The sequence below is a fragment of the Brevundimonas sp. GW821-FHT10A07 genome, assembly GCF_059415785.1.
Window position 1 is genome coordinate 95,125 of record NZ_JBWKNX010000010.1, and the last position, 12,889, is coordinate 108,013.

Here is a 12,889-nt window from a genome sequence, read left to right on the forward strand (position 1 = left end):
CGTCAAGCGACGCCGTTCAACGGATAACGCAGGCGTTTAGATCCTGATTGCGGACCGTGCCCATAGCGGCCTGGATGCGCGAGGCCCGCCGGCGAACATAGGGGCCGGGCGACGCCGCCTGGTAACGGCGCGGGGCGGGCAGGATGGCGGCGAGGCGGGCGGCCTCGCGCGGGGTCAGGTCGGCGGCGTCCTTGCCGAACCAGTGCTGAGCGGCGGCCTGGGCACCATAGACGCCGGGCGCCCATTCGACCACGTTCAGATAGACTTCCATGATCCGGCGCTTGGACCAGACGGTTTCGATCAGGACGGTGTAGCCGGCCTCCAGCCCCTTGCGGATCCAGTCGCGGCCCGGCCAGAGGAAGACATTCTTGGCGGTCTGCTGGCTGATGGTCGAGCCGCCGCGGATGCGGCCGCCCTCGGCGTTGTGATCCAGCGCCTTCTGGATCGCCTCGATGTCGAAGCCGTGGTGGCTGCAGAAACGGGCGTCCTCGGCGGCGATAGCGGCGTTCACCAGATTGGGCGAGATGTCGTTCAGACCGCGCCATTGATAGTCCAGGCCCTCGCCGCGCACGGCCTGGCGCAGCATCAATATGGTCGGGGCGGGCGGCAGGACGGCGACGATCAGAACCCCGCCGATCGGCAGCAGGGCCAGGACCGCCAGGGCGATCAGGGCCGCCCACAACCAACCCTTTTTCCGCCCGCGCGCCATTAGAGGATCAGGACCCCTGCGGCGCCGTCCTCGTCGGCCCAGGCGACCTTGTCGGCGGCGGGGCTGAGAGACAGGGCGACGATGGAGGGACCTTTCTCGGCCTTGACGAAGTTCAGACCATGAGAGGCCGGATGGGCGACCCAGACCCGGCCGTCGGTCAGGCCGGCGGCCAGCAGGCCGTGCTCGGTCCGGGCCGAGACCAGATTGACCAGGGTGGTGTCGTCATAGCCGATCTCGGTCGCCTCGCGTCCCATGGGTCCGTTCGAGCCGATGAAGGGCCACAGGACCGCGCCCTGGGCGCCCGAGGTGGCCAGCAGCTGGCCGTTGGCGAAGAAGGCCAGCGAGCGGACCTTGGACGGATAGCCGCCCATACGCAGGTTCTTGGCGTCCTTCAGCCGCCAGCCGTGAAGTTGGCTGTCCTGCATGGTGGTGACCACGAAGGCCCCGTCGGGTGAAAAGGCCACGGCGGTGTGGGATCCGGCCCAGGCCAGTTTGACCGGCTGCTGCTTCTCGATCCGGGCGTACCAGAGGGCGGCGCCGCCGTAGGTCGAGGCGGCGATACGCCGGCCCTTGGGATCGAAGGCGACGCCGGAAACGGTGCGTTCGTGCTGGAAGTCGCGGCGGAAGCCGGCGTCCTTCGGATCAATCACCGACAGGGTGCGCCCCCAGGAGAAGGCGACCAGGCCGGAGGCGGCCGAGGCGGCCGAGGCGTCGATGGAGTCGATCCACTGGTTCTTTGCGGTGGCCAGGACCATGGGGTCCTCGCCGCGGCGGCTCCAGACCACCTGGCCGTCGTCGCCGCCGGTGACGATCCCGTCGCCGGTCGGGTGGACGGCGGCGCACAGGACGGCGCCGTCATGAGCCTGGACCGTCGCGCCATTCTCGAACCGGACAGAGCCGTCGCCAAGGGCGAAGACGGCGCCGGCGTTGTCGAACAGGGCGGCGGTGACCTGGGCGTCGAAATCGAAGTTCATGCGGGACGCGTTAGCGGGTTGCGGCAGCGGGGGCAAATGGGGGCTTCTTCTCCCTCCCCTTTATGGGGAGGGACGATCGCGCAGCGATCCGGGTGGGGCCTTTAGACCGAGCGAGGTCCGTACTGCCCCACCCCGGCTACGCTAAGCTCCGCCGCCCCTCCCCATAAAGGGGAGGGAGAAATCAAACCGGGTCGGTGGGCTTGGGCTCGACCGGCGCCGGCGCGGCCTGGGCCTTGGCGGGTTCGTCCGGCAGGGGGATGAACTCCAGATCGTCCTCGCTGGGCAGGGCCATCCGGCCGGCCTTCCAGTCGGCCTTGGCCTGGTCGATGCGGGCCTGGCTGGAGGCGACGAAATTCCACCAGATCAGGCGCTCGCCGACCGGCTCGCCGCCCAGGACCATGACGGTGGATTGGACCAGGGCCTTGACGGTCGGTTCGGCCGTCGGTTCCAGCACGATCATCTGGCCTTCGTGGAAGGTGCGGTCGCCGACCTCGATGGAGCCCTTGGCCACATAGAGGGCGCGCTCGCTCATGCCGCCGGCGCCCTTGCCGGGAGGCGGCGCGGTGCGGACGCCGGGCTGAAGCTCCCAGTGCACATAGAAGAGGGGTGAGGACACCGGGACGGCCGCCTTGGCGCCATAGGCTTCGCCCGCCACCAGACGGGCAAACAGACCGCCGTTTTCGTAGGCGGGCTGGGCGTCCTCATCCAGGTGATGGAAGGCGGGATCGATCTCCTCGGCCTCGTCGGGCAAGGCGACCCAGGCCTGCATCCCGTGCATCGGCCCGCCCTGGCTGCGCTTCAGCGGATCTGTGCGCTCGGAGTGGACGATGCCCTTGCCGGCGGTCATCCAGTTCACCTCGCCGGGGCGGATGACCTGATTATAGCCGAGGTTGTCATGGTGCATGATCTCACCCTCGAACAGATAGGTGAGGGTCGACAGGCCGATGTGCGGGTGCGGTCGCACATCGATGGCGTCCGAGCCCGGCGCGAACTCGGCCGGCCCCATCTGGTCCAGGAAGATGAAGGGCCCGACCATCCGGCGCGAATGGAAGGGCAGGACGCGGCCGACCTCGAACCCGCCCAGGTCCTTGCGGCGCGCGTCGATCACCAGTTCGATCATGTTCGGCATCCCCTCGGCGGACCAGGGCCTCAGTGGAAAGGTCCGCCGAACGGCCTTATCCGACGTGAGGGGTCACTATGCCAAGAGGCAGGGCTGTCACATTCTTCACGCCGCGCGTGACGATATGGCTCTCGCAGTCGGAGACGATGCCCAGAGCCAGCAGCTTCTCGCGCAGGAACTTGTCGAAGGCGTGCATGTCCGAGGTGATGATGCGCAGCACATAGTCCTCGCGCCCCGTGATGGTGGCGCACTGGACCACTTCCGGCCATTTGGCGACGGCGCCTTCGAAGATGTCGAGATTTTCGGCCGACGGCAGCATCAGTTTGACGATGGCGTAGACCTCGAAGTCGAGACCCAGAAGCTTGGCGTTCAGCAGGGTGACCCGCTTGGTGATCAGGCCGGAATCCTCCAGCCGCTTGATCCGACGCCAGCAGGGCGAGGCCGACAGACCGACGCGATCCGCGACTTCCGCGACCGACAGACCGGCGTCTTGTTGCAGGATATCCAGGATCCGAGCGTCGATGGGATCGAGTTCGTCCGCCAATGCGTTTCTCCGATTATCGTTATGGCGAAATAAAATACCCTAAATCGGGATTTCGCAAGGTCAAATTGAGCGAGCGCCTGCTTAGGCGCCGTGTTATCAAACGTCCAGAGGAAACTCGGACGGACCCCCGAACGGACATGGACGCCCGCATGAACGACAAAATGAGCCAAAAGAACAGCCGGCCGCTGTCGCTTCGCGTGCCCGAGCCCTCGGGGCGGCCGGGCGATGCGCCGGACTTCAGTCATCTGTTGATGGACGCCCCCGGCGCCGTCGAACGGCCCGAGGTGGGCACGACGCCTTACGAGATGCGCGCCCTTGCGTTCCAGTTGATCCGGGTGCTGGACGACGAAGGCCAGGCCGTCGGTCCGTGGAATCCGCGTCTGGATCCGGACACCCTGCGTCGCGGCCTGAAGGCCATGATCCTGACCCGCGCCTTCGACGACCGGATGCACCGCGCCCACCGCCAGGGCAAGACCAGCTTCTACATGAAATGCACCGGCGAGGAGGCCATCGCGGTCGCGCAAGGCATGCTGCTAAGCCGCGAGGACATGGGTTTTCCGACCTATCGCCAGCAGGGGCTGCTGATCGCCCGCGGCTATCCGCTGGTCGAGATGATGAACCAGATTTATTCCAATGCTGCGGACCCGATCAAAGGGCGTCAGCTGCCGATCATGTATTCGGCCAAGGACTATGGTTTCTTCACCATCAGCGGCAATCTGGGCACCCAGGTGCCCCAGGCGGTCGGTTGGGCCATGGCCAGCGCCTACAAGGGCGACGACAAGATCGCCATCAGCTGGATCGGCGACGGCGCCACGGCCGAAGGCGATTTCCACAACGCCCTGACCTTCGCATCCGTCTATCGCGCGCCGGTCATCCTGAACATCGTCAACAACCAGTGGGCCATCAGCTCCTTCCAGGGCATAGCCGGCGGGCTGGAGACCACCTTCGCCTCCAAGGCCATCGGCTATGGACTGCCGGCCCTGCGGGTGGACGGCAACGACTTCCTGGCGGTCTGGGCGGCGACCCAGTGGGCCGAAGAGCGCGCCCGGTCGAACCAGGGGGCGACGGTGATCGAACTGTTCACCTATCGCGGCGCCCCGCACTCGACCTCCGACGATCCCAGCCGCTACCGCCCCGGCGACGAGCACGAGAAATGGCCGCTGGGCGATCCGCTGGAGCGGCTGCGCCAGCATCTGACCGTCATTGGCGAGTGGGATGACGAGCGCCACGCCACGGCCCTGCGCGAGGCGGTCGAACAGGTCCGCGCCGCCGGCAAGGAGTCCGAGGCCATCGGCACCCTGGGCCAGTCGCGCCCCAGCGTGAAGACGATGTTCGAAGAGGTCTATGCGACCGAAGACTGGCGGCTGATCGAACAGCGCCGCGAGGTGGGGGTCTGACCATGGCTGAGCAAACCACCTTCACCGACGCCGATCGCAACGACGGCGTCGAGCCGGACATGGTCGACCAGAACGCCGCCCCCGCCTCGGAAGCGACGGGATCCGGCGTACAGCCGATGAACATGATCCAGGCCCTGAACTCGGCCATCGACGTCAAGATGAGCGAGGACGCCAACGTCCTGTCGTTCGGCGAGGACGCGGGCTATTTCGGCGGCGTCTTCCGCGTCACCGACAAGCTGCAGCAGAAGCACGGCTTGACCCGCAGCTTCGACGCCCCGATCAGCGAATGCGGCATCGTCGCCGCCGCCATCGGCATGGGCGCCTATGGCCTGCGCCCGGTCGTCGAGATCCAGTTCGCCGACTACATCTATCCGGCCTATGACCAGATCGTCTCGGAAGCGGCCAAGATGCGCTATCGCTCGGGCGGCCAGTTCACCAGCCCGATTACGATCCGCAGCCCCTACGGCGGCGGCATCTTCGGCGGCCAGACCCACAGCCAGAGCCCCGAAAGCCTGTTCACCCATATTGCGGGTCTGAAGGTCGTCATTCCGTCCAACCCCTATGACGCCAAGGGCCTGTTGATCGCCGCCATCGAGGACGACGATCCGGTCGTCTTCTTCGAGCCGAAACGCCTCTACAACGGCCCGTTCGACGGCTGGCACGAGAAGCCGGTCTCGCCGTGGAAGGCGCAGGACCTGGCCCAGGTGCCGGCCGGCAAATATGTCGAGCCGATCGGCAAGGCGCGTGTCATGCGCGAGGGGAACGACGTCACCATCCTGGCCTATGGCACCATGGTCTGGGTCGCCCTGGCCGGCGCCGAACATGCGGGCGTGGACGCCGAGGTCATCGACCTACGTTCCCTCGTGCCGCTGGACATCGAGACCATCGAGGCCAGTGTGAAGAAGACCGGCCGCTGCGTCATCGTGCACGAGGCGCCCAAGACCTCGGGCTTCGGCGGCGAACTGTCGGCCCTGGTTCAGGAGCGCTGCTTCTATCACCTGGAGGCGCCCATCGCACGCGTCACAGGCTGGGACACGCCCTATCCCCATGCTTTCGAATGGGAATATTTCCCCGGGCCGCAACGGGTCGCAGACGCCTTGAAGAGCGTCATGACGGGAGGTCGTTGATATGGGTCGTTTCGTCTTCAAACTGCCCGACGTGGGCGAAGGCACCGCCGAGGCCGAGCTGATCGGCTGGCACGTCAAGGTCGGTGATGTCGTCGCCGAGGACCAGATCGTCGCCGACGTCATGACCGACAAGGCCACCGTCGAGATCACCGCCCCGGTGTCGGGCAAGGTCATCGCCCTGCACGGCGAGCCCGGCGCCATGGTGCCGGTGCGCGGGCCGCTGGTGGAGTTCGAGGTCGAGGGGGCGGGGAATGCGGAAGAAGCGACGCCCCCCTCCCCGGCTTCGCCGGTACTCCCCCCAAGGGGGGGAGATCGCGCAGCATCCAATCCTCCCCCCTTGGGGGAGGTGGCGCCGAAGGCGACGGAGGGGGCTGACGCCGCACCCACCGGCAACTACGTCTTCAAACTGCCCGACGTGGGCGAAGGCACGGCCGAGGCCGAGCTGGTCGGCTGGCACGTCAAGATCGGGGATGCGGTCGAGGAAGACCAGATCATCGCCGACATCATGACCGACAAGGCCACGGTCGAGATCACCTCGCCGGTCGCCGGCGTCGTCGTAGCCCTGTACGGCGAGGCGGGGCAGCAGGTCCCGGTCGGCGGCCCGCTGGTGGCGTTCGACGTCGCAGGCGCCGGCAATGTCACGGCGCCCGTTCAGGCCCCCTCCGTCGCCTCCGGCGACACCTCCCCCAAGGGGGGAGGATCAGCGCCGACGCCCGCACCAAAATCTCCCCCTCCTGGGGGGAGCACCCGCGCAGCGGGGGAGGGGGGCAAGTCCGTTCCCCCCGCCCTGACCGGCCGCGCGCCCGGCGAACGCCCGTCCGCCTCGCCCGCCGTGCGCAACCGCGCGCGGGATCTGGGCGTGGACCTGACTTTCGTGCCCGGCTCCGGCCCGGCCGGGCGGATCACGCACGAGGACCTGGACGGTTTCATCGCGCGTGGCGGCGCCCAGCCGGCGACCGCACCGGCGGCCGGCTCGACCTTCGCCCGCGCCGAAGGAGCCACCGAGGTCCGCATCATCGGCCTGCGCCGCAAGATCGCGGAGAAGATGGCCGACAGCGTGCGCCGCATTCCCCACATCACCTATGTGGAGGAGATCGACGTCACGGCGCTGGAGGAGCTTCGCGCCCACCTGAACGCGACGAAGCAAAAGGATCAGCCCAAGCTGAACCTGCTGCCCTTCCTCGCCCGCGCCATCGTGGTGGCTCTGCGCGACCAGCCGCAGATCAACGCCCACTATGACGACGAGGCCGGCGTCCTGACCCAGCACGCCCCGGTCCATCTGGGCATCGCCGCCCAGACGCCGAACGGCCTGATGGTGCCGGTGGTCCGCCACGCCGAGGCGCGCGACGCCTGGGATACGGCGCTGGAGATCGCCCGCGTCTCGGGCGCGGCCAAGGACGGGACGGCCAAGCGCGAGGAGCTGTCGGGCTCGACCATCACCATCACCTCGCTGGGAACCCTGGGCGGGGTGGTCCACACCCCGATCATCAACCACCCCGAGGTCGCCATCGTCGGCCCCAACAAGATCGCCGAACGAGTGGTGGTCCGCGACGGCCAGATGGTCGTGCGCAAGATGATGAACCTGTCGTCGAGCTTCGACCACCGGATCGTCGACGGGCATGACGCGGCAGTGTTCGTACAGCGGATCAAGGGGTTGCTGGAGCAGCCCGCGACGTTGTGGATGGGGTGAAGGCGTGAGACTGTCGGTCCTGGGAATGGTCATGGCGGCGGCTCTGGGAATCGCCGGCGCCGCAGAGGCTTGTCGCATCGAACCTCGGCCCGAGATCACCTACGATCGGTGGATCGAACGAGCCGATCAGCTAGTCTTCGGCCGCGTGGTCAGCATTGGTCACGTTCGAGAGCCGACTTACGACGGCCGCACTTGGTCGCGGCCCATCATGCAGGTCGATCGCAGATATGTCCCGCGAGGCGGCTCGCCCGAAAGGATCACTATTCGAGGCGAGAACTTGGTGCCTCAGTGCGTACCGACCATGACTTCAGAGATGAGAGGCCTAAGGGTGGGAGATGAGGTCTTAGTCATGCTCGACGAGGAACGGGTCGCCTTCGGTCTTATGAAAGCCGACTCTTACGAGGCGCGACGCTACGTTGATCGCCTGACGCCACCAGCAGAATAAGGCCCGATGACCCAGACCCTAAAAACCAAAGTCCTGATCATCGGCGCGGGCACCGGCGGCTATGTCGCCGGTATTCGTTGCGGCCAGCTTGGGCTGGACACCGTGCTGGTGGACGGCGGCGACGGGCTGGGCGGGACCTGCCTGAACGTCGGCTGTATTCCCTCCAAGGCCATCATCCATGCGGCGGGCAAGTTCGAGACCGTGGCCAAGGCGGCCGGCGGCGGGAACCTGGGCATCACGGCGGCCAAGCCGGCCATCGACCTGAAGCAGACGGTCGAGTGGAAGGACGGGATCGTCCGTAAGCTGAACGCCGGGGTCGCGGCCCTGTTGAAGAAGGCCAAGGTCAAGGTGATCAAGGGCTGGGCGGCCTTCGAGGACGCCAAGACCTGCGTGGTGAAAACCGAAGACGGCGACATCCGCATCACCGCCGAACACGTCATCCTGGCCACCGGGTCCGAGCCGGTCGAACTGCCCTTCCTGCCGTTCGGCGGCGACGTCATCTCCTCGACCGAGGCGCTGAGCCTGTCGGAGGTCCCGAAGAAGCTGGTCGTCGTCGGCGGCGGCTATATCGGGCTGGAGCTGGGGATCGCCTTCAGGAAGCTGGGCGCGGAAGTGGCCATCGTCGAAATGGCCGAGCGAATCCTGCCCCTTTATGACAAGGCCCTGACCGATCCGGTCGCCAAATGGCTGGAGACGCACGGGGTGGAGCTGCACCTGGGCGCGCGGGCCGGCGGGTTCGGGAACGGCAGGCTGAACGTCACGACCAAGGATGGCGAACCGCTGCAACTGGACGCCGACAAGGTGCTGGTCACCGTGGGTCGTCGCCCTCGCACCCAGGGCTGGGGTCTGGAGAACATGGGCGTGGCCATGGCCGGGCCGTTCGTGAAGATCGACAACCGCTGCGCCACCTCAATGAAGAACGTCTGGGCCGTCGGCGACCTGACCGGCGAACCCATGCTGGCCCACAAGGGCTCGGCCCAGGGCGAGGTGGTCGCGGAGATCATTGCGGGCCACGACCGGGTGTTCGATCCGGTCGCCATCGCCGCCGTCTGTTTCACCGAGCCGGAAATCGTCTCGGCCGGTCTGGGTCCGAACGATGTCGCGGGCCGTGACGATGTGATCCAGTCCGTCTTCCCCTTCGCCGCCATCGGTCGCGCCCTGGCCATCGAGGCGGGCGAGGACGGCGGCTTCGTGCGGGTCATCGCCTCCAAGTCGGATCACCGCATCCTGGGCGTCCAGGCGGTCGGCCAGCATGTGTCGGAACTCAGCAACAGCTTCGCCCAGATGCTGGAGATGGGGGCGGTGCTGGAGGATGTGGCGGGAACCATCCACGTCCACCCGACCCTGGGCGAGGCCTTCCACGAGGCGTCCCTGCGCGCCCTGGGGCACGCGATCCACATCTGACGGCTAAAGCCGGTCCAGCCGCCTGGCGTGGTTCGCCACCATGCGCAGCGCCAGGCCGTCGGGCAGGAAGCGGGCCAGGCCGGCCATCAGATTGTTCATGACGCCGGGGGTCACGCTGGGCCGGTTCGCCTCGCAGGCGTCGTAGCCGATGCGGGCGACGCGGGCGGCGTCCATCCACATCCAGGCCGGATAGGCGCTGGACACCTGGTCGCGCGAGCCGTTGACGTCGTGAAACTCGGTCAAGGTGTAGCCGGGGTTCAGCACCGTGACATGGACCCCGGTTCCCAAGGTTTCCAGATACAGGCCCTGGGACGCCTTGATCAGGAAGCTCTTGATCGGTCCGTACAGGGTGTCGCCGCCGGTCGCGGGCATCTGGCCGGCCAGGGAGGCGACGTTCAGCACCCGGCCGAAGCGTCGCTCGACCATGCCGGGCAACAGCAGGCGCGACAGCTCGACCGGCCCCGTCAGCATGACCTGGATCATGGCGCGGTGGGCGGCCAGGTCGGTGTCGAGAAAGCCCGTCACGCGGCTGAAACCCGCATTATTGACCAGGCCGTCGACGGTCAGGCCGCGCGCCGTGACGGCGGCGATCAGACGTTCGGGCGCCGCTGGGTCCGACAGGTCTTCGGGAAGGATGGTCGCAACGACGCCATGGGCGGCGGACAGGGCCTCGGCCAGGGTCACGAGCGGTCCTTCTCGCCGGGCGGTCAGGATCAGGTCCCAGCCCTCGGCGGCGTAGGTGCGGGCCAGGGCCGCGCCGATGCCGGCGGAGGCGCCCGTGATCAGCACCGTCCGCTTCATGCGTCGATCCGGCGCCGCCCAGGTCCCATGCTCACGCCGCGACGGGGCAGGAGGCGTGGGGCGTATAGGCGGCCAGGGAGACGGGGTTCTCGTCCAGCAGGTCGGCGATGGTGATCTTGGACAGGGCCTCGGTCGCGGCCTCGTCGGCGGCGGTCAGGGCCTTGGCGACCTGGCGGGGAATATGTTCGCTGATCGGGCAGCCCTTGGCCCCAGCGGGGGGCGAACCGATGTGGGCGCAGCCGTTCACCGCCTTCAGCACCTCGTCCAGTCGGATGTCCTCGGGCTGACGCAGCAGCCAGGACCCGCCGGTGGCGCCGGGACGGGTGGCGATCAGTCCCGCCTTGGCCAGCAGCGCCGTCACGCGCCGCACCACGACAGGATTGGTCGGGACGGACGCCGCCAGCAAGGCGCTGGGCGCCGCCTGGGCAGGCGAAAAAGCGCCCTTGTGGGCCATATAGGCCAAGGCGTGGGCGGCGACGGGGAAGCGCTGGCTGTCTGACATGGTTGTGTTCCTGTAAGGAAAATAGGCGCTCCTGGACCGAATCACAAATCCTTGTGGTGCAAGGGGAAACCGAATCCCCGCGCCCACGATTGAAGCGGGCGCGGAATGGGCCTAAAGGCTCGCCGCTTTGAAGGGCTCGACCTGTCGTCGGAGACCCGGAGGATACGCATGGCCGGGGATACTCCCCACGACGCGGGCGCTCTCCCCGCCGCGTCGAACACGCCGGACAAACCCACCCACGCCACGGGACCCGAGTCCCACGCTCCAGGGGGCCAGATCGCCAAGCACGGCGGCTTCTGGGCCCTGACCCTGGGCGCGATCGGCGTGGTGTTCGGCGACATCGGCACCAGCCCGCTTTACGCCCTGCGTGAAGCCATCGCCCACGCCCAGTCGGGCGTCGGCGGCGACCTGGCCGTGATCGGCGTCGTCTCCCTGGCCTTCTGGGCCCTGATGGTGGTGGTGACGTTCAAATACGTCTTCTTCCTGATGCGCGCCGACAACAAGGGCGAAGGCGGCACCCTGTCGCTGATGGCCCTGGCCCAGTTCGCGGTCGGCCGGCGCAGCGCCTGGATCTTCATCCTGGGCGTCTGCGGCGCGGCCCTCTTCTATGGCGACGGCATCATCACGCCCGCCATTTCGGTTCTGTCGGCCGTCGAGGGCCTGCAGGACGCGCCGGGCCTGTCGGGCAAGCTCGATCCGTTCATCGTGCCGATCTCGGCCGGAATCCTGATCGCCCTGTTCATGGCCCAGTCGCGCGGCACCGCCAGCCTGGCCAAATATTTCGGCCCGATCACCGCCGTCTGGTTTCTGTGCCTGGGCGGGCTGGGCCTCTACCATATCTTCGACGACGTCAGCGTGCTGCGCGCCCTGTCGCCCCACTATGGCGTCATGCTGCTCTTGAAGGACGGTTTCCTGGGCTTCATCATCCTGGGCAGCGTCTTCCTGGCGGTGACCGGCGCGGAGGCCCTGTATGCGGACATGGGCCATTTCGGAAAGGCGCCGATCCGCATGGGCTGGCTGGCCTTCGTCCTGCCCTGCCTGACCCTGAACTATCTGGGCCAGGGCGCCCTGATCCTCGACAATCCCGGCTCGGCCGAAAATCCGTTCTGGAACATGGTGCCCGAGTTCGCCTACTGGCCGATGCTGATCCTGGCCACGGCCGCCACCGTCATCGCCTCGCAGGCCGTGATCACCGGCGCCTTCTCGGTCACGCAACAGGCGGTCCAACTGGGCCTGCTGCCGCGCATCGACATCCGCAACACCTCCGAAACCCAGGCCGGCCAGATCTTCGTGCCGGCGGTCAACAGCTTCCTGATGATCGGGGTGCTGGTCTTGCTGGTCGTGTTCCAGAGCTCGCACAACCTGACCGCCGCCTATGGCGTGGCCGTCACGGGGACCATGCTGGTCAATACGCTGATGGCCTATTCGGTGATCCGCAAGGGCTGGAAATGGCCGATGTGGGCGGTGGCCGGGACCCTGGTTCCGTTCGCCTTCATCGACAGCGTCTTCCTGACCTCCAACCTGCTGAAGATCCCGGACGGCGCCTGGATGCCGTTGGTCCTGGGCGCCTGCCTGGTCCTGATCATGTGGACCTGGGTGCGCGGCACCCAGATCCTGACGGCCAAGACCCGCAAGGACAGCCTGCCGTTGAACGACCTGATCGAGATGCTTCAGGCCCGACCGCCGCACCGCGCGCCTGGCACCGCGATCTTCCTGACCAGCGATCCCGACGTGGCGCCGGTCGCCCTGATGCACAATCTCAAGCACAACAAGGTGTTGCACGAGAAGAACGTCATCCTGACCGTGCGCACCTCCGAACGGCCGCGCGTCAAGGAAGCCGACCGGGTGCGGATGGAGCCGATCAACGACGACTTCAAGAAGCTGACCATCACCTATGGCTTCATGGAGACGCCGAACGTGCCCCGCGCACTGGGTCTGTGCCGCAAACAGGGGCTGAAGTTCGACATCATGTCGACCAGCTTCTTCCTGGGCCGCCGTTCGCTGATCCCGTCGGCGCGTCAGGGCATGCCCCTGTGGCAGGACCGGCTGTTCATCTTCCTGATGCGCAACGCCGCCAACCCGACCGACTTCTTCCATATCCCGCCCGGCCGTGTGGTCGAGCTGGGCGCGCAGGTGGCCGTATGAGTTCCGAAGGACGGGGTGGCGGTCACAGCTC

Annotated in this window: 11 protein-coding genes; 5 read left to right on the top strand and 6 right to left on the bottom strand. The window is 67.2% G+C overall.

Annotated features, from left to right (window positions below; genetic code table 11):
- Nucleotides 1-16: 16 nt before the first annotated feature.
- The 4 genes from mtgA to AC07NC_RS10205 all read right to left on the bottom strand — a co-directional run bounded on the left by mtgA (nucleotide 17) and on the right by AC07NC_RS10205 (nucleotide 3,347).
- A complete protein-coding gene (gene mtgA, locus AC07NC_RS10190) occupies nucleotides 17-709 on the bottom strand; it encodes a monofunctional biosynthetic peptidoglycan transglycosylase (RefSeq protein WP_494569460.1) in 693 nt (230 codons plus the stop codon).
- Entirely contained in the window at nucleotides 709-1,683 is a 975-nt protein-coding gene (locus AC07NC_RS10195) for a WD40 repeat domain-containing protein (protein WP_494569461.1), read from the bottom strand. The genes mtgA and AC07NC_RS10195 overlap by 1 nt, the downstream gene beginning before the upstream one ends.
- 181 nt (nucleotides 1,684-1,864) lie before the next feature.
- Nucleotides 1,865-2,803, bottom strand: a complete 939-nt coding sequence (locus tag AC07NC_RS10200) for a pirin family protein (protein ID WP_035308226.1) — start codon at nucleotides 2,801-2,803, stop codon at nucleotides 1,865-1,867.
- A 55-nt stretch (nucleotides 2,804-2,858) separates the two neighbouring features.
- Entirely contained in the window at nucleotides 2,859-3,347 is a 489-nt protein-coding gene (locus AC07NC_RS10205) for an Lrp/AsnC family transcriptional regulator (protein WP_008259105.1), read from the bottom strand.
- Between the two features lie 149 nt (nucleotides 3,348-3,496).
- Between AC07NC_RS10205 and AC07NC_RS10210 the strand changes: the two genes are divergently transcribed.
- The 4 genes from AC07NC_RS10210 (at nucleotide 3,497) to lpdA (ending at nucleotide 9,410) form a co-directional block, all read left to right on the top strand.
- Nucleotides 3,497-4,744 (top strand): thiamine pyrophosphate-dependent enzyme, encoded by a 1,248-nt coding sequence (locus AC07NC_RS10210; protein WP_494569462.1) that lies wholly within the window; start codon nucleotides 3,497-3,499, stop codon nucleotides 4,742-4,744.
- A 2-nt stretch (nucleotides 4,745-4,746) separates the two neighbouring features.
- On the top strand, nucleotides 4,747-5,871 hold the full coding sequence (locus tag AC07NC_RS10215; protein ID WP_494569463.1) for an alpha-ketoacid dehydrogenase subunit beta: 1,125 nt from the start codon (nucleotides 4,747-4,749) through the stop codon (nucleotides 5,869-5,871).
- A gap of 1 nt (nucleotide 5,872) precedes the next feature.
- Nucleotides 5,873-7,561, top strand: coding sequence for a dihydrolipoyl dehydrogenase family protein (locus AC07NC_RS10220; RefSeq protein WP_494569464.1), 1,689 nt, complete (start codon nucleotides 5,873-5,875; stop codon nucleotides 7,559-7,561).
- Nucleotides 7,562-8,012: 451 nt separating this feature from the next.
- The gene (lpdA, locus tag AC07NC_RS10225; RefSeq protein ID WP_494569465.1) at nucleotides 8,013-9,410 is read left to right on the top strand and encodes a dihydrolipoyl dehydrogenase; all 1,398 of its coding nucleotides are present in this window, start codon (nucleotides 8,013-8,015) and stop codon (nucleotides 9,408-9,410) included.
- Nucleotides 9,411-9,413: 3 nt separating this feature from the next.
- On the opposite strand, the gene AC07NC_RS10230 is transcribed toward lpdA, so the two are convergent.
- Both AC07NC_RS10230 and AC07NC_RS10235 read right to left on the bottom strand, forming a co-directional pair.
- Entirely contained in the window at nucleotides 9,414-10,211 is a 798-nt protein-coding gene (locus AC07NC_RS10230; RefSeq protein ID WP_494569466.1) for an SDR family NAD(P)-dependent oxidoreductase, read from the bottom strand.
- A 31-nt stretch (nucleotides 10,212-10,242) separates the two neighbouring features.
- Nucleotides 10,243-10,713: an Rrf2 family transcriptional regulator gene (locus AC07NC_RS10235; RefSeq protein ID WP_426025699.1), complete on the bottom strand. Its 471-nt coding sequence runs from the start codon at nucleotides 10,711-10,713 to the stop codon at nucleotides 10,243-10,245.
- Between the two features lie 168 nt (nucleotides 10,714-10,881).
- On the opposite strand from AC07NC_RS10235, the gene AC07NC_RS10240 reads away from it, so the two are divergent.
- Nucleotides 10,882-12,858: a potassium transporter Kup gene (locus AC07NC_RS10240; protein WP_035308235.1), complete on the top strand. Its 1,977-nt coding sequence runs from the start codon at nucleotides 10,882-10,884 to the stop codon at nucleotides 12,856-12,858.
- The last annotated feature ends 31 nt before the right edge of the window (nucleotides 12,859-12,889 follow it).